Source organism: Acidocella aluminiidurans (assembly GCF_055383125.1).
Genome location: NZ_AP031589.1, coordinates 1 through 22,230 on the forward strand (window position 1 = coordinate 1; position 22,230 = coordinate 22,230).

Here is a 22,230-nt window from a genome sequence, read left to right on the forward strand (position 1 = left end):
ATGGGTATCAACCTAGAGATCAATTCCTCTGGTCAGGGCGGCGCTGCGCTGCAAACCTCCATGGTGTGGAATGAAGAGGCGCGCCTAGCCGAGCAATGGGGCCGTGTGCGCGCCCGGCTGCAGGCGGAAGTGGGTGAGGTGGAGTATCGCACCTGGCTGAAGCAGGTCAGCTTTGGCGGGGTTGCCGGCGATGAGGCGGTGGTGCTGCTGCCGACCCGCTTCCTGCGCGACTGGGTGAACAAGGAATATGGCGAGCTGATCGCCTCCTTCTGGCAGGCGGAGAATCCGGGCGTGAAGCGGGTTGAGTTCCGCACCGGCGCGCCCTCCGCGCGGCCGGCCGCGCCGGATCTGGCCGAGCCGACGACCCAGCCCGCCGCCGCGCAGGTGGCGATGCAGGCGCCGCGCCAGGAAAACATGGCCGGGCTGGACCAGCGCTTTACCTTCGAGACCTTCGTTGTCGGCAAGCCGAACGAGTTCGCCTATGCCTGCGCGCGGCGGGTGGCCGAAAGCCCGGCGACGCCCGGCTTCAACCCGCTCTTCCTTTATGGCGGTGTCGGGCTGGGCAAGACCCATCTGATGCACGCCATCGCCTGGGAGCTTTCCACCAATGCGCGCGGCGGGCGGCCGGTCTCGGTCGCCTACATGTCCGCCGAGCGCTTCATGTACCGCTTCATCAACGCGCTGCGCTCGCAATCCACGCTGGAATTCAAGAACGAGCTGCGCTCCGTCGATGTGCTGATGATCGACGATCTGCAGTTCCTGATCGGCAAGGACAACACCCAGGAAGAATTCTTCCACACCTTCAACGCGCTGGTGGATGCGGGCAAGCAGATCGTCATCTCCGCCGACAAATCCCCCTCCGACCTGTCGGGGCTGGAGGATCGCCTGCGCACCCGGCTGGGCTGCGGCATCGTCGCGGATCTGCACGCCACCACCTTCGAGCTGCGCTATTCCATTCTGGAAGCCAAGGCGCAGCGCGCCGGGGTGGAGGTGCCGCCGAAGGTGCTGGAATTCCTCGCCCGCAAGATCACCAGCAATAACCGTGAGCTGGAGGGGGCGCTGAACCGCCTTGTCGCCCATGCCAATCTGTTCAACCGGCAGGTGACGCTGGATACCGCGCATGAGGTGCTGCACGACGTGCTGAAGGCGCATGACCGCAAGATCTCCATCCAGGAAATCCAGAAGCGGGTCTGCGAGCATTACAACATCCGCATCGCCGAGATGAGCTCCGCCCGGCGGGCGCGCAACATCGCCCGGCCGCGTCAGGTGGCAATGTATCTGGCCAAGCAGCTCACCTCGAAGAGCCTGCCGGATATCGGCCGGCATTTCGGCGACCGCGACCATACCACCGTGATGCATGCGGTCTCGCGGGTGACCGAGCTGATCGGCCAGGACGCGGCGTTTGCCGAGGATGTCGAGCTGCTCAAGCGCATGTTGGAGAACTGAGCCGGCCTTTGCCGGCGGTGCGAAAGGGGCCCGCGAGGCCCCTTTTCTTTGGCCGAATCCCTGGCTTTGCAAGCCCCTGGTCGGCTTGCTACTCTAAGGCCCGAATCGCGCCGCAAACCAAGTGATTCGATCGCAGTCTGGAAGGGTATCATGAAGTTCAAGGCCGATCGCGCCACGCTGATGAAGTCTCTGGCCCACGTTCAGAACGTGGTGGAGAAGCGCAATACCATTCCCATTCTCGCCAATGTGCTGCTCTCCGTACAGAATGGCCGGCTCTCCATCGCCGCCACCGATCTGGAGATCGCGCTGGTGGAAGAGGTGGCGGCGGAGACGCTGCGCGATGGCGCCATCACCGTGCCGGCGGCGACCTTGTATGAAATCGTCCGCCGCCAGCCTGAGAATGCGGTGATCGAGCTCGACCATCCGGGCGGCGACGCGCCGCTGGCGCTGCGCGCCGGGCGCTATTCCACCAGCCTGGTGGCGCTCTCGGTCGAGGAGTTTCCCAAGCTCGATGCCGGCAAGCTCTCCCACAGTTTCGTGCTCTCCGCGATCGAGCTGCGCGGGCTGATCGACCGCACGCGCTTTGCGATCTCCACCGAGGAGACGCGCTATTATCTCAACGGCATCTATCTGCACGCGGCCGAGGGCCAGGACGGCCCGGTGATCCGCGCCGTGGCGACGGACGGTCACCGTCTGGCGCGGGTGGAGGAGCCGCTGCCGAGCGGGGCGGCGGGCATGCCCGGCATCATCGTGCCGCGCAAGACCGTGACCGAGCTGCGCAAGCTGCTGGACGAGGCGAGCGGCGAGGTGGAAGTTGCGCTTTCCGAGACGCGCATCCAATTCACCATCGGGACCATGCGCCTGACCAGCAAGCTGATCGACGGCACCTTCCCGGATTATGACCGCGTGATCCCGCGCGGGAACGACAAGATCCTGCGCGTCGACAAGAAGGATTTCAACGATGCGGTCGGCCGCGTCTCGGCGATTTCGGCGGAGAAGCATCGCCCGGTGAAATTGTCGCTGGCGAAGGAGCTGCTGGTGATTTCGGCGGCCTCCGCCGAGCAGGGTTCGGCCTCCGAAGAGCTGGGTGGGGATCTGGTGGATTACCAGTCCGGGCCGTTGGAAATCGGCTTCCAGGCACGGTATCTCTCGGATGTCACCGACCAGATCAAATCCGGCAAGGTGGAGTTCGCCTTCGCGGACGGCGCCGCACCGACTTTGGTGCGTGAAGAGAATGACAGCTCGGCGGTTTATGTTTTGATGCCGATGCGGGTGTAAGGGTTTTTGCAGCCCTTTTTGAAAAAAGGGCTGCACACCAAAAACTTTTGCGCCCGGATACCTGGGTTTTTTCCGCGCTGTTGCATGGGCTTCACCGCCAGAGAGCAAAAGTTTTTGGTGCCGCTTTTTTCAAAAAGCGGCAAAGGACCGCCGCAATATTGCTCTCCCGTCTGACCCTCACCGATTTCCGCTCCTACACCGCGCTGCGCTTCGCGGCGCCGGCGCGGCGCCTGGTGTTCACCGGCCCGAACGGCGCGGGCAAGACCAATCTGCTGGAAGCGGCCTCGCTGCTGGTCCCCGGGCGCGGCCTGCGCGGGGCTAAATTCGCCGAGCTGGCGCGCCAAGGCGGGGCAGGGGGGTGGGGCGTTGCGGCGCAGTTTTCCAACGGGCTGGAAATCGGCACCGGGGCGGTTGAAGGTGCGCCGGAGCGGCGGGAGTTCCGCCTCAACGGGGTGAAGCCGAAGGCGCAATCGGATGTCGCGGAGCAGCTTGCCGCGATCTGGCTGACGCCGCAGATGGACCGGCTATTCACCGACACCGCCTCCGGCCGGCGCAAATTCCTGGATCGTTTGGTGATCGCGCTGGAGCCGTTCCATGCGCGCGAGATCGCGGCCTTCGAGAGCGCCTCCGCCCAGCGCAACCGGCTGCTGGCCGAGCCGCGTTACGACCCCGCCTGGGTGGCGGGGCTGGAGGATGCGATGGCCCGCCACGCCGTCGCCGCCACCGCGGCGCGGCTGGGGCTGATCGCGCGGCTGAATGCGAGCCTGGAGGCCGGCGCGGCGGACCCGTTTCCAAGGGTGATTTTGGGGCTGGCCTGCCCGATTGCGCAACGCCTGGCCAGCGCGCCGGCGTTGGATGTGGAGGATTGGCTGCGCGGCGCGCTGGCGGCCTCGCGCGCCGCCGATGCGGCGGCGAAATCCTCAGGCTACGGCCCGCAGAAAGCCGATCTGCTGATTGCCGATGCGCTGGCCGGGCGGCCGGCGGCACTTTCCTCCACCGGCCAGCAAAAGGCGATGCTGATCGGCATCGTGCTCGGCCATGCCGGTTTGATCTCGACCCTGCGCGGCGCGCCGCCGCTGCTGCTGCTGGATGAGCCGCTGGTGCATCTTGACGCTGAGCGGCGCGGCGCTTTGTTCGCTGCCCTGGCCCGGATGGACGCGCCGGCCTGGCTGACTGGCACGGATCAAGAGCTGTTTGCGGGGCTGGACGCCGCGCATCTGGCCGTGTGCGATAGCCTCCTGACCTCCGGCTGAAGCTTTCTCCACCTGCCGGCATTCGCCCGTCACCGAGCCTAAATCGCGGGGATCAACCGCAGAACGGGAGAAGCCATGAGCAAGATCGTTGTTGTCACCGGCGCTGGCGCCGGGGTGGGCCGGGCCACCGCAACCATGTTCGCCAAGGCGGGCTATGATGTGGCGCTGCTGGGGCGCGATGAGGGCCGGCTGCAGGCCGCCGCCACGGAAATTCAGGGGCTAGGGGCGCGCGCCGTCTGGCATTCGGTGGATGTGGCCGATGCCGATGCCGTCTCCGGGGCCGCGCAGGCGATCGAGCAGGATTTCGGGCCGATCAGCGTCTGGGTCAATAACGCCATGGCCACCGTGTTCGCGCCGGTGACCAAGGTGACACCCGAGGAATTTCGCCGCGCCACCGAGGTGACCTATCTCGGCACCGTGCATGGCTGCCTGGCGGCGCTGGCGGCGATGCAGACGCGCGGCGTGGGGACCATCATCAATGTCGGCTCGGCTTTGGCCTATCGCTCGGTGCCTTTGCAATCGGCCTATTGCGGGGCGAAATCCGCCATTCGCGGCTTCACGGACAGTTTGCGCAGCGAGCTGATCCATGATCGCAGCCAGATCAAGCTCTGCATGGTGCATCTGCCGGCGGTGAACACGCCGCAATTCAACTGGGCGCTGAACAAGATGGGCCGCCGGCCGATGCCGGTGCCGCCGGTCTATGCGCCGGAGGTGCCGGCACGGGCGATCCTGTTCGCGGCCGAGCATCCGCGCCGGGAGTTCTGGGTCGGGTTCCCGACGGTCAAAGCCATTCTCGCCAACCGCATCGCGCCGGGCTTTGCCGATTGGGTGCTGGCCAGGCAAGGCTATTCCGGTCAGTTGACCAGCGAGAAGGAACCGGAAGACCGTCCGGCCAATTTGTTCAAGCCCGTACCCGGCGATGAGGCGGCGCATGGGCGGTTCGACGATGTCGAGCGCGAGGTCAGCTGGGAGATGTTTTCCGGCCGGCATAAGGCGGCGACCTATGCCGGGCTGCTGGCGCTGGGTATCGGCGCCGCGTTGGGGCTGCGGCGCTTAAAGCAGGGCTGAGCCGCTTTGTTTCAGGCAGGGGAGTCCTTATACCGCTCCCATGCGTATTCTTCTGCTCGGCGACCTGCTCGGCCGCTCCGGCCGCGAGGCGGCTCTCAAACATATTCCTGAGCTGCGCGCGGCGCTGAAACTGGATTTCGTCGCGGTGAACGCGGAGAATGCCAGCCATGGTTTTGGGCTGGGGCCGGACATGGCGCAGGCGCTCTTCGCCGCCGGGGCGGATGTGATCACGCTGGGCAACCATGCCTGGGACCGCCGGGAGATCATCCCCTATATCGCCAACGAAAAACGCTTGATTCGCCCGATCAATTTCCCGCCCGGTACGCCGGGGGCGGGGGCCTGTCTGGCGGTGCTGCCGGATGGGCGCAAGGTGCTGGTGGCGCAGGCGATGGGCCGGCTCTACATGGAGGCGATGGATTGCCCGTTTCGCGGCATCGACGAGCTGCTCACCCGCCATAAGCTCGGCATCACCGCCCAGGCCATCCTGATCGACATTCATGCCGAGGCGACCTCGGAGAAGATGGCGTTCGGCCATGCCTTTGATGGCCGCGTCAGCGCCGTCACCGGCACCCACACCCATATCCCTACCGCGGACCATCAGATCCTCCCCGGCGGCACTGGCTTTGCGACGGATCTTGGCATGTGCGGGGATTATGATTCGATCATCGGCATGCAGAAGGCGCCGGCGCTGAACCGGTTCATCCGCAAGATGCCGGGTGAGAAGCTGAGCCCGGCGGAGGGCCCGGCGACCTTGTGCGGCGCCTTCGTGGAGACGGACGACGCCACCGGCCTGGCCAAACGCATCGAGCCGGTGCGCCTGGGCGGACGTCTGGCGCCGGCCATGCCGTCGGCGTAAGCGGCGCTTCATCCCCCGTTAACATGAGGCGTGGCAGACTCATGTTTATCTTCCAATCTTGCAAAAGCGGGGTGTGATGTCGTCTCTGGTCCTGGAACTGAAGCAGGGTGAATCGATGATCCTCAATGGAGCGGTCATCCGGTTCAAAACCCGCACGCGGCTGGAGCTGAACAGCCACGCGCGCTTCCTGTTCGGCAAGCAGATCATGCCGGCGGAGGAGGCCACCAGCCCGCTGCGCCAAGCCTATTTCGCCTTGCAGCAGGCTTATATCAGTGATGATGAGGAGCGGCCGGAGGCGCTGCTGCGCGCCCGCGACACCATTCGCCGGCTGATGGGCGAGGCGGGCGAGGCGCAGCGCGAGGACTGGGCCGCGCTGCTGCGCCTGTCCAGCGAGGAGACCGTGCTGGATGGGCTCAAGCGCGCCCGGCAGATGATCCGCGCGGCGGAACAGACTCAGGGTAATTAGAGGCTGTTTCAAAAGTCGCTATGGTGAGTCGTCAAGTGGTGATCTGCGAGTACCGGCGCGCAGCAAATCGCCGCTTGGCGGCCGCCAGAGTGGCTTTTCAAACAGTCTCTTAGAGCAATATGTGTTTAGGTTGACGCGCCAGCGTCAAAATAAACACATGAAATTGCTCGCCAAAACGAAAGCTAGAGCATTCAGCTGAAAGCTGAAGGCTCTAGCCGGCCTTGCCGCGCAGCTCTTCCAGCCGTGCCAGCAGGGCCGGCACGTCCGGCTGCACTTCAAACAAATTGCGCACCTCCGGCTTGGCGAAGCCGCGCTTGATCGTCTCGTCGATCATCGCGATGAACGGATCGGCCCAGCCGAGAATATTCACCAGAATGATCGGCTTGGCGTGCTGGCCGAGCTGCTTCCAGGTGAGGATCTCGAAGGTCTCGTCATAGGTGCCCAGCCCGCCGGGCATCACCACGAACGCATCGCCCAGCGCGAACAGGCGGCGCTTGCGGGTATGCATCGAATCGGTGACGATCAGCTCGGTCAGGCCCTGGAACTCGACCTCGCGCTGGCGCAGGAAATCCGGGATGATGCCGGTCACCTCGCCGCCAGCGCCCAACGTGGCGCCGGCGGTGATGCCCATCAGCCCGACATTGCCGCCGCCGAACACCAGGCGCATGCCGTGCTTGCCCAGCCCTTCTCCCAAGGATGTGGCCGCCGCCGCATAGGCCGGATCCACCCCCGGGTTGGAGCCGCAAAATACGGTGACGGAAAAACTAGCCATCTCACTCTGCCTCGCTTCCAGTTCTGCCCCGTTCGTGGCAGGCTGAAGCGGCCATGGCAAGCAACGACACTCTTGAGACCCCGGTGCGCAAGCGCACCCCTTTGCGTCTGTTCATCCTCCTCGTGCTGGTCATCCTGGCGCTGGGGGATGCGGCGCTGCTGTTCTATCTGCATCACGGCCGCCAGAGCGCGCCGGCTCCGGCCGTGCCGGCCGCACCCAGCGCCCCGGCCGCGCCGCAGGCGGCCGCCGGCCCCGCCGTGCCGAGCTTCGACATCGTCCGCGTCGACCCGCAGGGCAATGCGGTGATGGCCGGCCGCGCCGCGCCGGGGGCCACCGTCACCGTCAAGGATGGCGACAAGGTGCTGGGTACCGCGACCGCGGACGCGCAAGGCGCCTTCGTGCTGATCCCGGCCAGCCCGCTGCCCGCCGGTTCGCATGAAATCACCCTCTCCGAGGCGCTGCCGGGCGGGCAGGTGGTGCAGGGCCAGCAGAGCGCCTCGATCAATCTGCCCGGCAACGGCCAGCCGGCGCTGGCCGTGGTCTCCGGGCCGGATGGCAGCAAGGTCGTCACCGGCCAGGGGCCGCAGCCCGGCCAGCTCGGCATGGGGGCGGTGGATTACGACGCGCAGGGCCATGCCATATTCAGCGGCACCGCCCCGGCCGGGGCGCAGGTCACGGTCAATGTCGGCGGCAAGGATCTCGGCACCGCCAAGGCCGATGCCTCCGGCCATTGGCATCTGCAGGCAGCGGTGCCGACGGCGCCTGGCATGGTGACGCTGAACGCCACCGGCCCGGACGGCCAGGCGATCCCGCCGGTCACCGCGCCCTTCGCGCCGGAGGCTTTGACCAAGGCGCTGCAAGAAGGCCATGTGCTGATCGCCCCCGGCGATAATCTCTGGATGATCGCGCGCCGGGTTTATGGAAAAGGCACCTTGTACACGTTGATCTATTCCGCCAATGCGGGGCAGATCCACGACCCCAACCTGATCTTCCCCGGCCAGGCCTTCGCCCTGCCGCAGAATCAGGCGCACTGAATAAAGGCAGAGTTGCATGAATATTGCTGAGACGATCAAATCGGTGATGAGCCCGCCGCACAAGGCCGGTTATCCGTTCATCATCGGCGGCATCGTGGTCGCCCTCATCGGGCTGGTGGTGTGGCACCCGCTGGCCTGGATCGGCCTGCTCTTCACTCTGTTCTGCCTGTATTTCTTCCGCGACCCGGAGCGCGTGCTGCCGCCGCGCCCCAACGTGTTCGTCGCCCCGGCCGACGGTCTGGTGGTGAGCATCGAGCAGGCGATCCCGCCGGCGGAGCTCGGCCTGCCGCCTGTGCCGCGCACCCGTGTCGCCATCTTCCTCTCGGTGCTGGACGTGCATGTGAACCGCGCCCCGATCGCCGGCACGGTGCAGAAGATCGCCTATCATCCCGGCCTGTTCCTCTCCGCCGCCGAGGACAAGGCGAGCGACGATAATGAGCGCAACTCCATGCTGCTGCGCACCGTTGATGGGCGCGAGGTGGTGGTGGTGCAGATCGCCGGGCTGATCGCGCGGCGGATTCTGTGCGAGGTGAGCGAGGGCCAGGCGCTGCTCGCCGGTCAGCGTTTCGGCATCATCCGCTTCGGCTCGCGCACGGATCTCTATTTGCCGGAAGGCTGCCTGCCGCTGGTCGCGGTCGGCCAGCGCATGCTCGGCGGTGAAACGGTGATCGCCGAACTGCCGCCCGTGCTCAGCACCTTCCCGTGATGCGGCCGCGTCGGCTGCCGCGCCGGCAGCGTTTTTCCGGGCAGAGTTTCAACCGGATGCTGCCCAATCTGATGACGCTGCTGGGGCTCTGCGTCGGGCTGTCCTCGATCCGGCTGGGGCTGGAGGGGCGCTTTGGCGCCGCCGTGCTGGCAATCGCGGTCTCGGGCGTGATCGACGGGCTGGATGGGCGGCTGGCGCGGCTGCTGAAGGCGACCTCGCGCTTCGGCGCCGAGTTCGACAGCCTGGCGGATTTCCTCTGCTTCGGCATCGCCCCGGCGCTGCTGCTTTATATGTGGTCGCTGCAGCCTTGGGGGGCGATCGGCTTTCTGCCGCCCTTGATGTTCGCCGCCGCCATGGCGCTGCGTCTGGCGCGCTTCAACGCGGCGCTGGATTCCGCCCCGAAGGCCGCCTTCGCCTATAATTTCTTCACCGGCGTGCCGGCCCCGGCTGGCGCGGGACTCGCTTTGTTTCCGCTCTTCATCGGTCTGGCGGCGAATGAGCATGACCAGTTCTGGCTGCAGGATGTGGTGAGTTACCCGCTTTTCACCGGCGCGGTTCTGGCCATGGCGGCGGTGCTGTGCGTCTCCACTTTGCCGGTCTGGAGCTTCAAGAATTTCAAGATCCCGACCGCCGGCATCCTGCCGCTGCTGTTGGGGGTGGTGGTATTCGCGGCTTTGATCTTCGCCGACCCCTTCATTGCCGGGGCGCTGGCTGGACTGGCTTATATCGTGATGCTGCCTTTTTCGCTGCGCAGCTATCATAAGCTGGCCCGCGAGGCGAAAGCCCGGCGGGATGCGGCGATGGTCGTCGATGACGAACCGGCGGCGATGCAACCTGAGGTTTGATTTTCGTTGATTTGATTAAATCACCGGTTTAAGTCTGAATCCGGAATAATCGCGCGGAGAAGCGTTTGATGTCCGGCTTGACGCAAGGCGGCCCGATCTTGCTGGGCACGGCAACCCCCGCCTCCGTGAGCCTGGCGAGCGGGCTTTCCCTCACCTTGGCCGGCCAGGCGGCAACAGACAGCCCGGCGCTGGTCAGCGCGCTTTACGGCGATCAAAGCTCGAACTGGACCATCGCGACCAGCGCCACGCTGGTCTCGGCGCTGACCCTGGCCAGCGGCGCGGCTGTCGGGGTGGGGCTCGAACTGGCCGGGGCCGGCACCATCGAGAATGGTCCGGGCGGGACGCTGTCCGGCAATCTGGAAGGGGTGGTGCTGGCTTCGGGCGGGATCCTGGTCAGCCAGGGGCTCATCCAGGGCGGTGTTGCGGGCGGGACGGGCTTGCAGCGGATCGGCGTGCGCATGGCCAGCGGCGCGCTGGAGAACGACGCCACCGGGACGATCACCGGCGGCGCCTATGGTGTCAGCCTCGGCGGGGCGGGTGTGGTCAGCAATGCGGGCAGCATCTCCGGCGGGCTGGCGGGGATGGTGCTGGGCGCCAGCGGGCTTTTGGAAAATCAGCCAGGCGGGCTGGTGCAAGGCGGGCTGGCCGGGCTGGTGCTGGGCAGCGGCGCCAGCCTGGTCAATCAGGGTGAGGTCCAGGCCACGAGCATCGCCGCCGGGCATGACGGGGTGATTTTGAGCGCCGGCGTCTATCTCGGCAATGCGGGGGTCATTGCGGGGTTCGATGCGGCTTATGCCGGGGCGGGGCTGGTGCGGCTGAATAATAGCGGCACCATGCTGGGCGGCGGGACCATCGCGCTGGCCTTTCCGGCGAGCGGCTATGGCTTCTCGGCCGGTGCCGCGGTGGCGCTGGCGGCGGGGCAGGTCCAGAATACCGGGCTGATCGCGGGCGCTGACGTGCCGTCCGGTCCGGCCTTGCGGCAGGGCACGGCGGGGGCCGGCATGGTGCTGGGCGCCGGCAGCTTGGCCAATCGCGGCATCATTGCCGGCGGGGCGGGCGCCTATGCCGGGTTCGGCGGCGTTGGCCTGTCCGGCGGGGCGGGGCTGGTTGCCAGCAATGATGGCACGCTGCTGGGCGGCGGCGGCGGCCATGGCGGGGCCGCTTCGGTGTTGGCTGGCGCCACCTTGGTCAATCGCGGCTCGATCTCCGGCGGCACCGGGACGCAGACCGGCGGCAACGGTGTGGTGCTGATGAACGACGCCCTGCTGGTGAATGCGGGCAGTATCCAGGGCGGGGCCGGGACGCGCTATGGCTGGGGCGAAGGGTTGGGGGCGGGGGTGGCGCTCTATACCGGCACGGTGCTCAATCAGGGGCTGCTCTCGGGCGGCGGCGGCGCCTTTATCGGGCTTTGGATGGGCGGCGGCAGCGTGCAGAATATCGGCACCATCCTCGGCCATGCGGCGCTGGCGATGCAGGGCGGCAGCTTCACCAATGGCGGGCTGGTCGAGGGCGCGGCCGTGGCGCTGGACCTGGCCGGAGGGGCTTTCACCAATGCCGGCACGCTGGCCGGCAGCTTCGCCGCCTATATCAGCGAAGCCAGCCCCAGCCTCACCGTCGCCCCGGGCGGCGTGTTCGATGGGATGGTAACGGCGGTGAGCGGCGGCGGCACGCTGCTGCTCACCGGCAGCCAAGGCACGTTGGATATGGGGGGAAGTTTTTCCGGCTTTTCCGAGATCTCCTTCACCGGCACGGGCTGGTTGCTGGCCGGGACGGTCGCCGAGCTTGCCGGCGGTCAGACCCTCGCCGGGTTCGGCGCGGGGGATGTTCTGCGTCTGGACGGGGTGAGCGCCAGCGCCGCCAGCCTCGTCGCCGGGACGGGGCTGGTGTTGAGCGAGGTCAGCGGGACGCAAACCATTGCCCTGGCCGGTAGCTATCAGGCCGGGCCGGTGACACTCAGCCAGACGGCAGGCGGCGCTGAGATCGTCATCTGCTACCGGCGCGGGACCATGATCCAGACCGTGGAGGGCGAGCGCGATGTCGCGTCGCTGCGCATTGGCGACGTGCTGCCGACGCGCTTTGGCGGACACCAGCCGATTCGCTGGATCGGCCGCCAGTGTTTCGGGTTGGAGGCGCTGCGCGGCCAGCGCGGGCGCTGGCCGGTTTGCATCCAGAAGGGCGCACTCGGCATGGGCCTGCCGTCGCGCGATTTGTTCGTCTCCCCGGGCCATTCCTTGCTGCTGGGCGGGGTGCTGGTGCTGGCCGAGGCGCTGATCAACGGCGTCACCATCACCCAGCCGGAGCCGACAGAGGCGGTCGAGTATGTCCTGCCGGAATTTGAGCGTCATGATTGCCTGCTGGCGGAAAGCGTCTGGGCCGAGAGCTTTGCCGACGGGCCGGAGCTGCGCGCGCAGTTTGACAATGTCGCGGCGTTTCTGGCGGCCAATCCGGGCTGGCAGGCGCCGCCCGCGCTCAGCCTGTGCGCCCCGCGCTTCCTCTCCGGCCCCAGCCTGGCCGCCGCGCTGCGCCCCTTGCTGCCGCCGCCGCCGGGCTTCGGGGCGCTGCGTGGCTGTATCGACATTGCCGATGGGCGCATGGTCACCGGTTGGGCGCAGGATATCGCCTCACCGCTCTGGCCGCAGGCGCTGGAGATCTATGCCGGGCGAACCAGACTCGGCACGGTGCTGGCCTGCGACCATCGGCCGGATCTCGAACAAGCCGGCATCGGCATCGGCCGCGCTGGTTTCAGCTTCAGCGCGCCGCGCCGTTATCACCCGGCGCGCTTGCGCATTTCCCGTGTGGGGGACGGCGCCTTGCTCCCCGTTGCGGGGCGCCGCGCCGCCTGATCAGCCCTTCACATCCGTATGCGGGCGGTCGATGCCCAGGGCTTCCTCGGTGTGCCAGGCGCCGTCCTCGCTCTGATACTGGATCAGCCTGGTCTCGCCAGGCACCCGCTGCTCCTGCGCGGCGCGGCGCGCGGCCTTCAACGCCGCCTCGCGGGTCTTAAAGCTTTCGGAAAAGCTGCCATCCAGCGTATAGGCGAAGCCGCCATCGTGCGGGACGATCCTGTAATGCGCGGTGCTCATGCGGGCACTCCTTTCAGCTCTCAATATAAGGCGTCATCGAAGCCGCGCCATGGCCAGTGAGTCGGCATAGGCGCCGCCCCGGAAAATATCCGCGGCGAAACGCCCCTCCACCTCGAAGCCGAATGATTCATAAAGCCGGATCGCATGTTCCTGATCCGCCAGCACCGCCAATGCGACGCGGCTGAGCCCCAGCCAGCAATCCGCCAGCTCCAGCACCGCCGAGAGCAAGGCGCGCCCGATGCCCTGGCCCTGATACGCGTCATGCACGAGCAGCGACTCCACCGTGCCGGCATGCAGATGGCGCCCCCGCCCCGGTGTCAGCACCGCCAGCCCCGCCACCACCTCGCCGGACAGGGCGAGGATGGCATGCGCCCCGCTCTCCGGCGTGACCAGATGCGCCACATCCCGCGGCGTCATGAATGGCCGTCCGGTGGTGCCAAAGCAGATGCCGGGCAGGCTGCATAAGGCGGCCAGGCCCGGCAGGTCATCCGGCATCGGCGCGCGCAGGCTGAAGGGGGCGCGTGGCGCCTGGGGCGGGCGCGGCGGCGGCGGGCTGGCATCGCGCTTCAGGCCTTGGCGCAGCCGCCCCATCGCCAGCGCGTCGCGCAGCACGCCCTCCTGCATCGCCTCATGGCGCAGAACCGCCTCGGTGACGAAGCCGAAGCGCTTATAAAGGGCGATCGCGGCCTCGTTGTTGGCGAAGACCGTCAGCTCGATCTTGTGCAGATTGAGCCAGTGATCCGCGAGGTCCAGCAGCGCCGCCAGCAAGGCGCTGCCAATGCCCTGGCGCTGCGCGGTTTCGTCCACCATGATCCCCAGCGTCGCCGCATAAGCCCGCCTCGGGTTGGTCTCGCGGCGCAGGCTGGCCTGGCCCAGCACCGCGCCATCCGGCCCGCAGGCCACCAGACTCGCATGTATGCCCGCTTTGTCGACCAGCACGGCTTGCGTCCGGGCCAGGCTGGTGAAGGGCAGGGCGCTGGTGAAGCGGCGCACGCCGGGTTGGTTATAGATGCGGTTGAGCGCGAGGGCATCATCCGCGCAGGCGGGGCGGATGCTGATCATGGCATCGCCTCCTCGGCACAGGCCGCTATCTGCGCCTTGCCGCCTTCGATCACCACCGGGCGGAAGCCGCGCGGCGGCGGCGCGGCCGGCCGGCGCGCCAGCATGCGCGCCCGCGCGGTGGCCGCGGCAAAGCCGAGCGCGGCGGCACAGAGGGACAGAAACGGCAGCCAGGCCAGGGGCGACATGGAAAAGCTCCTCTTCGGTTGGGAGGCGGGGCGTTTTCCAGAAAAAACCCCGCCTTGCGTGTGGGCGGGGTTGGGGACGGTCGGGGTTGGGAAGCCCGCTAACCTTGCCGCGCCCGCGCGCGCATACGCACGCCGCCAATAATATTGGCGGCTACGATGGTCATCGCACGGGTGAGTGGTTGCGTCATGGGACCTGACGCTAACGAGGAAATCATGTTTTGCCAAGCTCCTATTCGCAAGCGCCTCTTGTGCCGCCCGGCTTTCGGGGCCTTTTCTAGGGCGGACGCAAAACGCAAGGAGTGGCGATGGCCGCGAAGCCGGAAAGAAAGCAGGTGCTCATCGTCGGCGCCTCGCGGGGGTTGGGGCTGGGATTGACCAAGGAGTTTCTGCGCCGGGGCTATCATGTCACCGCCACGGTGCGCGCCGCGATTCACGGCGCCGGGCTGGAGGAGTATTACCAGCAGCTCACGCTCGATACGCTGGACATCAACAACCCGAATATGGCCGATGCGTTTCTGGCGCGGATGAAGGGCCATGTGTTCGACATCGTGGTGCTGAATGCCGGTATTTACGGCCCGCGCGACAAGGGGCTGGACGAGGTCACCGCCGAGGAAATCACGCATCTGATGATGACCAACGCCATCGCGCCGCTGCGCCTGGCGGAGCGTCTGGCGCTGCTGCTGAAGCCCGAGACCGGGGTGCTGGCCTTCATGTCCTCGGCGCTGGGCAGTTTAGAGCTGAACGCCAACGATGCCAGCCCGCTTTATGCCGCCAGCAAGGCGATGCTGAACCGGCTCAGCCGTGCCTTCGCCGCCGCGCATGAATATCTCACCATCGTCAATCTGCATCCGGGCTGGGTGCGCACGGATATGGGGGGCGAGACCGCGCCCCTGGATGTCGAGACCTCGGCCAAGGGCATGGCGGATGTGCTGGAATCACGCGCCGGCAGCGGCGGGCACGAATTCCTGGATTATCGCGGCAAGATCGTGCCCTGGTAGGGCCGGGCGCGGTTGGTTTCGGCGCGAAACCTTGCTAGATCGCCGCGATGGACCAGGCCCTTCCCCAGAGCGAGAGCATCTCCGGCATTCCGCCGCGCCGCACCTTCGCGATCATCTCCCACCCAGACGCCGGCAAGACCACGCTGACCGAGAAGCTGCTGCTGTTCGGCGGCGCGATCCGCGAGGCGGGGATGGTGAAGGCGCGCCAGGACCGCCGCCAGACCCGCTCGGACTGGATGAAGATCGAGCGCCAGCGCGGCATTTCCGTGACCTCCTCGGTGATGACCTTCGAGTTTGGCGGCGCGGTGTTCAACCTGCTGGACACGCCAGGCCATGAGGATTTCTCCGAGGATACCTACCGGACGCTGACGGCGGTGGACAGCGCGGTGATGGTGATCGACGCCGCCAAGGGCATCGAGCTGCAGACCAAGAAATTGTTCGAGGTCTGCCGGCTGCGCAACATCCCGATCACCACCTTCATCAACAAGATCGACCGCGAGAGCCAGAACCCGTTCGCGCTGCTCGATGAGATCGCCGATACGCTGCAGCTGGATATCTGCCCGATGGTCTGGCCGATCGGCTCGGGCGGGCTGTTCAAGGGCTGTTATAATCTGGGCAATGACCAGCTGGTCTCCGCGAAGAAGCCGGGCGAGGACGGGCCAGCGCAGAGCTTCGCCATCCCCCCCGACCAGCAGGCGCAGCTGGATGAGGATGTGGAGCTGATCCGCGCCGCCTATCCGGCCTTCGATGCGCAATCCTACGAGGAAGGGCATCTGACCCCGGTCTATTTCGGCTCGGCCTTGAAGGATTATTCCGTGCGCGAGCTGCTGGAAGGGCTGGTGGCCAACGCCCCGCCGCCGCAGCCCCGGGCCACGGATGTGCGCGAGGTGGCGCCGGAGGAGAAGCCGGTGACCGGCTTCGTGTTCAAGGTGCAGGCGAACATGGACCCGCAGCACCGCGACCGCATCGCCTTCACCCGCATCTGCTCAGGCAAGTTTACCCGCGGCATGAAGCTGAACCATTCGCGCACCGGTAAGCCGATGGCGATTCAGGCGCCGATCTTCTTCTTCGCCCAGGACCGCTCGCTGGCGGAGGAAGCCTTCCCCGGCGACATTATCGGTATTCCCAACCATGGCACGCTGCGGGTGGGCGACACGCTGACCGAGGGCGAGAAGCTGCGCTTCACCGGCATTCCGGATTTCGCCCCGGAAATTCTGCGCCGTGTGCGCCTGGCCGACCCGATGAAGGCCAAGCAGATGCGCAAGGCGCTGGAGGATCTGGCGGAGGAAGGTGTCACCCAGGTGTTCCGGCCGATGACCGGGGCGGACTGGATCGTCGGCGTCGTCGGCATGCTGCAGCTGGACGTGCTCTCAAGCCGCATCGAGCAGGAATATAACGTGCCGATCGGCTTCGACCCGGCGCCGTTCGATACCGCCCGCTGGATCTTCTCGCAGGACAGCGCCAGGCTGAAATTCTTCATCGAGGTGAATAAGAGCGCGATGAGCGAGGACCGGGACGGCGCGCCGGTTTACATGGTGCGCAACGCCTGGGAGCTGAACCGGATGAAGGAAAACTTCCCGGAGCTCACCTTCTCGGCAACGCGTGAGCGCACTTAAAGGTGGCGAGAGTGCTGCGATGGGGGCTGCCGATCGCGGTTTTCCTTATCCCCGCTTACGCATTTTTCTCGCTCGGCCTGCGAAGTTTCTATATTAACGGCGCTTGGTGGGGGGATGCCGGCATGCTCGCCCCGGCCATGTGGCATAATGGCTGGGGGCTTACATTGCCCTTGGTATGGCGCGGCGACAGTTTTCTCGCCACCCATATGGCGCTGGTGTTCTGGCTCACCTCGGGCCTCTCCTGGCTGCTGCCGGTCACACGCGAACAGTTCTTTTCCTTGTTTTTGGGGGGCGTGCAGGGAGGAATGGCTCTCGCGGTGTACGCGCTGCTGCGCGGCATGCCGATGCGGCGCTGGTCCGCTGCCGGATTGGCGATCCTGTTCGCGTTCAACGGGATGGTACTGGCCGCAAGCTGCAATCCGCATTTCGAGCTGCTCATCGTGGCCAGCGGCATCGCGTTTCTCACCTGCCTGCTGCATGGGCGCCATGGGGCGGCGCTATGTTTCTTCGCGCTCTGCCTGAGCACCCGCGAGGATGCCGGCGTTCATCTTGGGTTGCTGCTGGCCAGCGGCATCTGGGCGCTGCGTATGCAGGGGGTGGCGTGGGACAGGCTGCGCCCGCTCGCCGGTTACGCGGTGGCCGCACTGGGCTGGAGTGCTTCTATTCTCGCCATTCAGCACGCCATCTTCCCAAACGCGGCGGCGCTGGACGATGTTTATCTCGGCCATGGCGGCTTTCCGCCCGTGAGTCTGGTAACGATCGCCACGCGCCTCACATTCTGGCTAATCTACCGGCTCTATCTCGTGCTGCCGATCGTCGCGGCGGTCATCCTGGCGGAGCGCTGGCGGGCCCCTTCCATCGTGGCCGGCTTCATATCCTGCCTGCCCTGGCTGGCCCTGAATCTGATGGCCAGCAGTCCCTTTGCTGGAACGCTCTGTAATTATTATCCGTTTCCGTTGGTGTTCGGGATGGCATGGCCATTGCTCGGCCACGGGTTCGCGGTCCGCTTTCAGGCGCGCAACGTCACCACGCCGGTTCAGGCCAAACGCGCCTTTGTGACCATCCTGCTTTGCTCCTTTGTCGGGCTTTGGGGGATGCAAAATCCGCAAAATTTGCGTTTCCCGGGGGAATTCCTTTCGCCGCCCAGCTTGGCGATGCAGGCGCGTACCAACCGGGCGATTGAGTTGGTGAGCCAGGCGAAGCTGGGGCGGGTGGTGGCGGATGGCGCGGTGGTCGCCCTGGCGCCGGGGCGATTTCAGCGCTCGCAAATCCTTTGGGGGCCACAGCCGCCACTGCCCGATACAGTGATTTTCTTCGCCCATGGGCAGGGCACCGCGCCGGCGCTGGCGCTGGCGGCGCAGGCCGGGTTGAAAGTGTTTTCGCAGATCCCGGGCACCCGGCTTCGAATTGCCTCCAAAGAGACCTTGAGTGTCCCGGGCCTGCGATTGGTACAATGGGCACCACCAAACGCCGCATATTGAGAGATGTGTTATCTGCCGCTTGAGGCCGTGCGGTTTCAGAGCTTCACGCTTTTTGCCTGAAGCTCTGACTTTCCTTTATTTTGGCGCGCAATTTCATGTGTTTATCTTGACGCTGTCGTGTCAACCTAGAGCAATATGTGTTTAGATTGACGCGCCAGCGTCAAGATAAACACATGAAATTGCTCGCTAAAACAAAATTTAGAGCATCAAGCTAAAAGCTTGATGCTCTAAACAGATATGACTCTAATAATTGAACTGGTAGGTCAGCCCCACCGAGCTGCCATTGTTACCCGTGCTGTCCTGCCCCGTCGTCGTTTGCAGCTTCAGCCCCTTATAGAGATTGATCTGTACTTTCGCGGAGGTGCCGCCGCCGGAAGTGGCCTGGCTGGCGCCCACATAAACCCCCGGCGCCACGTAGCGCCCGGCCTGCACGGCGGGGTTGCCGGCGCTGTCGGAGCCTACCGAGAGCTGGTCCAGCCCCAGCGCGTTGCGCACCGAATCCACCGGGCTGAACCCCCCGCCGACACCGGTGAGCTGTGCGAGCGCCACCGCCAGCGAGGCTGCCTGGAACGGCGACAGGCTGGAGGCGCTCTGCTTGAACAGGATTTGCGAGAGGATTTCGTCAGACGGCATTGGCGGCGAGCTGGTCAGGGTGATTTTCGGCTTCGCCGCCGTGCCGCCGATCACCAGCGTCGCGGTGCCGTTGGTGCTGGTCGGCGTCGTCGCCTCAAGATCCAGCACGGGGATGAAGCCGGCGCCGTTGAAATCGATCTTGCCGGAGGTGAATTGCAGCGTCGTCCCGGTCAGCGAGAAGGTGCCGCGGATCAGGTTGAAGCCGCCGGAGGGAAGCGGATTATCCGCCGTGCCGCCGATGCGGATATTGCCCCCCAGCTCCGCGAACAGCCCGTCGCCGCGAATGAAGACCTGGTTCCTGGCGCGGACATCCAGGGCAAGGCGGATCGGCGGGGCGGGGGGCGCGGCGCTGCTGGGTTTGGGCGGCGGCGCGCTGCCATTATGGATCGGCAGATTGGCGACCGAAGGCGGCAGCGATTTCGGCAGGTTGATATTGGCCTTGAGAATATCGACCGTGCCGCCGAGCGCGGCGTTGCCCTTCAGATCGCCTTGCAGGCGCAGCGCGGCATTCAGCGTCTCGCTGACCAGATCGGAGGAAATCGGCGTGGCGTGGTCCGCGTTCAGCGAAATATCCACCGGCAGGTTGGGCGCGCCGAGATCGACGCTGCCATGGCCGGTAATCTTGCCCTGGCCGGCGGTGGCGGACAGGCTTTGCAGCGTGATCAGCTTGTCGGCCGCGGTCACGCTGGCATTGATGGCGGTGAGGTTGAGCCCGGAGGCGATGTTCTGCACGCTGCCATCGGCCAGTCTCAACGTGCCATTGGCGCGCGGGGCCTTGGCGGTGCCGGCGATCCGCAGATTGGTGTCGATCCGTCCGCGCACCAGATTGCCGTTCGCGGCGAGGATCGGGTCGAGCAGCTTCAGGTCCAGCCGTCCGGCCACCGCCATGTTGATGGCGCCAGTGCTGGTGAAGGGGGCAGTGCCGCGGGCGGTGAGGTTCACATCCGGCCCGGCCTTCACCGCCACATCAAGCGCGGCACGCTGGCCTTGCAGATTGGCCTTGGCATCCAGGCTGGCGGCGGGCAGGGCGGCGGCGGGGCCGGCCTCGTCGCGCAGATTGCGGCCGGTCAGGCTGATCTGCCCGGCGGGGGCCTTCGGCGTGCCGGAGAGCTGGGCGCTGGTGCTCAGCGTGCCGCTGAGCTTGGTGTGCATCTTCGCCAACAGCGGGTTGAGCATCGCCAGATCGAGCTTCGCATCCAGCGCCAGCTTCATCCGCCCGGTCATTGAGAGCGGGGCGGTGCCGCGCGCGGTGATGTTCGCATCCGCCCCGGCCTGGGCCTTGATGTTCACATCGGCGCTGTCGCCTCTCAGCGTCGCGGTGCCGGCGATGGTGGCGGCGGGCAGGGCGGCGGTGGATTTGTCGATATAGCGCAGGCCGGTGGCATTCAGCGCCACCTGCCCGGCGGGGGCCTTCGGCGTGCCGCTGACATTGGCGGTGAGATTGACGATGCCGGCGGCATTCACGCTGGGCACGAAGAGCTTCGCCAGCGCCAGATCGAGATTTTTCACGCTGGCCTTGGCGTTCAGCGTCGGGGAGAGGGTGCCATCCAGCGCGATGGCGGCCTTGCCGACGGAGAGGTCCAGATGCCGCACCGCCATCTCCGGCTTGGCTTCAATGTCGGCGGGGCCGTTGAGCCTGGCGTTCAGCCCGTGCCAATTGCCGGTCAGGCTGGCGAGATGCGCGCTCTGTGCTGGGATGTTCAGGGTTCCGGACAAAGCCAGCTTCGCCGCCGCGCCCATCAGCCGGGCGACGCTGGCATCCAGCTTCACCGCCAGCGCTTGCAGCGTGCCTTGCGCCTCCAGCGTGGCGTTGGCGGCGCCGATCGAGGGTACGCCGGAGATGTTTTTGGCACTGGCCTGCAATGAGAGAGTCTGCTGGCCCTGGTCGGCGAAATCCGCCTGCAGCGCGCCGTGCAGCTTCATGCCGGTGAAATCATCGAAATCCGCGAGATGGCCCAGAGCCAGATGCGCGCTGCCGGTGGGCAGTCTGGCGCCGGCCGCCAGCGCCAGATCCGCCTGCGCCGCCAAGGATTTCCAGTCCAGCCGGGCGATTTTCAGGCTGGCGGCGCCGCTGTCCTGGCGGGCGAAGCTGGCATCGAGATTCAGGGGCGATCCGGCCAGCGTGCCGCTGCCGGTGAGGGTGCCTTGCGGCGCTTTCGGCAGATGCTGGGCGGCGAGATCGAGCTGGAACGGCCCGCTCGGTACGTTCGGCACGCTGACCTGGCCGTCGATGGCGGTCCGGGTGGCGAAATCCTGCACGGTGCCGGTGACATGGCTATGCAGCTGCAGCGCGCCCTGCAGCCGTGGCAGCAGGGTTGCGAGGTCGTTGAGCTTGGCATCCGTGGTGAGGTCGAGCTGCTGCTTGTCCAGTACCCCATGGCCGCTGATCTGCGCATGCGGGGCATCCAGCAAGAGCTGACCGATGGTGACCTTGTTGCCCTGCAGGCTGGCCAGCAGCGAGAGATGCGTCTCGCCATTCAGGAACTTGTCCAGCCCGGCGGGGGACTGGCTGAGGGCGACATCGCCTTGCAGCGCCAGCGTCGCGCCATCCTGCCTGGCGGTCGGCTCCACCACCAGATGCAGCTGGGTCTGGCCGCTGATCGGCTGCCTGGCCAGCGTGCCGAACGGGGCCAAAGCGGGCACGCTCAGCACCACATCCGCGAACGGGGATGTCTGGTCCAGCCCCAGCGTGCCGGTAACGTTCAGCCTGGCATCGCCCAGCGCCAGCGCCGCCTGCAGCGCGGCATGGGCGCGCGGGCCGTTCAGCATGACGTCGAACTTCAGCGGCAGCTGCACTTGCGGGCCGGCAAAATGCCCGATCAGCCCGTTCGGCGGCTCCTGCACATGCAGTTTCATCGCCACGCTCTGTGGGGCCAGCGTGCCGGTCAGGGCGTAATCCGCATCGCCGCTTTCGGTGGTGGCGTTCAGCGCGATGTCGCCATGCTGGAGATCGCGCAGATGCGTCTGCCCGGTGACATGCAGCGTCACATCCTCCCCGGCCAGCGATGGCGCCACATGCAGCGCGGCGATCTCCAGCCGGTCGAGGTTGAGCCGCAAGCCGGGCAGCTGGCTGTTGCCGGAATTTTTGCGCTTGCTGGCCGGATAGGCGGGGGCGCGGGCGACGTCCAGGCTTTGCGCGCTCAGCAGCCGCACGGCGAGATTGCGGCGCAAGAGCTGCAGGGGCGACCATTTCAGCGTCACATCCCGGCCGGAGAGCCAGATGCCTTTCGGGTCCTTCACCGCGACGCTCGTGATGTTGATGTCCGCAGGAAAATGCCCGCGCAGCTGGCCGATCTGGATATAGGCGGCGCCGTATTTGTTGATCTCGCGCACCGCGAAGGCGCGCCCGCCGGCGGAATTCAGCACCACGACAACGCCCGCCACCGCCAGAATGACGATCAGCACCAGCCCCAACAGCCCGATCAGGATGCGTTTCACCCAGCGCATG

General features: G+C 66.4%; 18 protein-coding genes. 13 read left to right on the forward strand and 5 right to left on the reverse strand.

What is annotated here, in order from left to right; all coding sequences use genetic code 11:
* The first annotated feature begins 60 nt into the window (after positions 1 to 60).
* The 6 genes from dnaA (at position 61) to ACZ46S_RS00030 (ending at position 6,367) form a co-directional block, all read left to right on the forward strand.
* Positions 61 to 1,446, forward strand: a complete 1,386-nt coding sequence (dnaA, locus tag ACZ46S_RS00005; RefSeq protein WP_295744538.1) for a chromosomal replication initiator protein DnaA — start codon at positions 61 to 63, stop codon at positions 1,444 to 1,446.
* 150 nt (positions 1,447 to 1,596) lie between these two features.
* A complete protein-coding gene (dnaN, locus tag ACZ46S_RS00010) occupies positions 1,597 to 2,724 on the forward strand; it encodes a DNA polymerase III subunit beta (protein ID WP_008492289.1) in 1,128 nt (375 codons plus the stop codon).
* Between the two features lie 158 nt (positions 2,725 to 2,882).
* Positions 2,883 to 3,977, forward strand: a complete 1,095-nt coding sequence (gene recF / locus ACZ46S_RS00015; RefSeq protein ID WP_464062855.1) for a DNA replication/repair protein RecF — start codon at positions 2,883 to 2,885, stop codon at positions 3,975 to 3,977.
* Between the two features lie 75 nt (positions 3,978 to 4,052).
* Positions 4,053 to 5,045, forward strand: coding sequence for an SDR family oxidoreductase (locus ACZ46S_RS00020; RefSeq protein WP_464062856.1), 993 nt, complete (start codon positions 4,053 to 4,055; stop codon positions 5,043 to 5,045).
* A gap of 40 nt (positions 5,046 to 5,085) precedes the next feature.
* Positions 5,086 to 5,901, forward strand: coding sequence for a TIGR00282 family metallophosphoesterase (locus ACZ46S_RS00025; protein ID WP_464062857.1), 816 nt, complete (start codon positions 5,086 to 5,088; stop codon positions 5,899 to 5,901).
* Between the two features lie 76 nt (positions 5,902 to 5,977).
* Positions 5,978 to 6,367 carry a flagellar biosynthesis repressor FlbT gene (locus tag ACZ46S_RS00030; protein WP_464062858.1) on the forward strand — a complete coding sequence of 130 codons (390 nt, stop codon included), beginning with the start codon at positions 5,978 to 5,980 and terminating at the stop codon, positions 6,365 to 6,367.
* A 211-nt stretch (positions 6,368 to 6,578) separates the two neighbouring features.
* Here the strand turns inward: ACZ46S_RS00030 and ACZ46S_RS00035 are convergent, their stop codons facing one another.
* On the reverse strand, positions 6,579 to 7,139 hold the full coding sequence (locus tag ACZ46S_RS00035) for an LOG family protein (RefSeq protein WP_464062859.1): 561 nt from the start codon (positions 7,137 to 7,139) through the stop codon (positions 6,579 to 6,581).
* A 53-nt stretch (positions 7,140 to 7,192) separates the two neighbouring features.
* On the opposite strand from ACZ46S_RS00035, the gene ACZ46S_RS00040 reads away from it, so the two are divergent.
* From ACZ46S_RS00040 to ACZ46S_RS00055, 4 genes are all read left to right on the forward strand, one after another.
* Positions 7,193 to 8,173, forward strand: a complete 981-nt coding sequence (locus tag ACZ46S_RS00040; RefSeq protein ID WP_464062860.1) for a LysM peptidoglycan-binding domain-containing protein — start codon at positions 7,193 to 7,195, stop codon at positions 8,171 to 8,173.
* A gap of 16 nt (positions 8,174 to 8,189) precedes the next feature.
* On the forward strand, positions 8,190 to 8,879 hold the full coding sequence (locus tag ACZ46S_RS00045; protein WP_295740139.1) for a phosphatidylserine decarboxylase: 690 nt from the start codon (positions 8,190 to 8,192) through the stop codon (positions 8,877 to 8,879).
* A complete protein-coding gene (locus tag ACZ46S_RS00050; RefSeq protein WP_464064309.1) occupies positions 8,879 to 9,724 on the forward strand; it encodes a CDP-alcohol phosphatidyltransferase family protein in 846 nt (281 codons plus the stop codon). Before ACZ46S_RS00045 ends, ACZ46S_RS00050 begins: the two co-directional genes overlap by 1 nt.
* Positions 9,725 to 9,792: 68 nt before the next feature.
* The gene (locus tag ACZ46S_RS00055) at positions 9,793 to 12,567 is read left to right on the forward strand and encodes a Hint domain-containing protein (protein WP_464062861.1); all 2,775 of its coding nucleotides are present in this window, start codon (positions 9,793 to 9,795) and stop codon (positions 12,565 to 12,567) included.
* Here ACZ46S_RS00055 and ACZ46S_RS00060 read toward each other — a convergent pair whose 3' ends face one another.
* From ACZ46S_RS00060 to ACZ46S_RS00070, 3 genes are read right to left on the reverse strand one after another with little or no spacing between them, the layout of a single operon-like run.
* Positions 12,568 to 12,807: a DUF2188 domain-containing protein gene (locus tag ACZ46S_RS00060; protein ID WP_295740145.1), complete on the reverse strand. Its 240-nt coding sequence runs from the start codon at positions 12,805 to 12,807 to the stop codon at positions 12,568 to 12,570. It lies immediately after the preceding gene.
* Between the two features lie 33 nt (positions 12,808 to 12,840).
* The gene (locus tag ACZ46S_RS00065; RefSeq protein WP_464062862.1) at positions 12,841 to 13,869 is read right to left on the reverse strand and encodes a GNAT family N-acetyltransferase; all 1,029 of its coding nucleotides are present in this window, start codon (positions 13,867 to 13,869) and stop codon (positions 12,841 to 12,843) included.
* Positions 13,866 to 14,054 (reverse strand): hypothetical protein, encoded by a 189-nt coding sequence (locus tag ACZ46S_RS00070; protein WP_295740152.1) that lies wholly within the window; start codon positions 14,052 to 14,054, stop codon positions 13,866 to 13,868. Before ACZ46S_RS00070 ends, ACZ46S_RS00065 begins: the two co-directional genes overlap by 4 nt.
* Positions 14,055 to 14,359: 305 nt before the next feature.
* Here ACZ46S_RS00070 and ACZ46S_RS00075 point away from each other — a divergent pair, with 305 nt between their 5' ends.
* The 3 genes from ACZ46S_RS00075 to ACZ46S_RS00085 are packed head-to-tail and all read left to right on the forward strand — an operon-like array spanning position 14,360 to position 18,149.
* The gene (locus ACZ46S_RS00075) at positions 14,360 to 15,052 is read left to right on the forward strand and encodes an SDR family oxidoreductase (protein ID WP_295740154.1); all 693 of its coding nucleotides are present in this window, start codon (positions 14,360 to 14,362) and stop codon (positions 15,050 to 15,052) included.
* Between the two features lie 47 nt (positions 15,053 to 15,099).
* Positions 15,100 to 16,668 carry a peptide chain release factor 3 gene (locus ACZ46S_RS00080; RefSeq protein WP_464062863.1) on the forward strand — a complete coding sequence of 523 codons (1,569 nt, stop codon included), beginning with the start codon at positions 15,100 to 15,102 and terminating at the stop codon, positions 16,666 to 16,668.
* Positions 16,669 to 16,679: 11 nt separating this feature from the next.
* Entirely contained in the window at positions 16,680 to 18,149 is a 1,470-nt protein-coding gene (locus ACZ46S_RS00085; RefSeq protein ID WP_464062864.1) for a glycosyltransferase family protein, read from the forward strand.
* Between the two features lie 243 nt (positions 18,150 to 18,392).
* Here the strand turns inward: ACZ46S_RS00085 and ACZ46S_RS00090 are convergent, their stop codons facing one another.
* Positions 18,393 to 22,229, reverse strand: a complete 3,837-nt coding sequence (locus tag ACZ46S_RS00090) for a translocation/assembly module TamB domain-containing protein (protein ID WP_464062865.1) — start codon at positions 22,227 to 22,229, stop codon at positions 18,393 to 18,395.
* Position 22,230 lies beyond the last annotated feature (1 nt).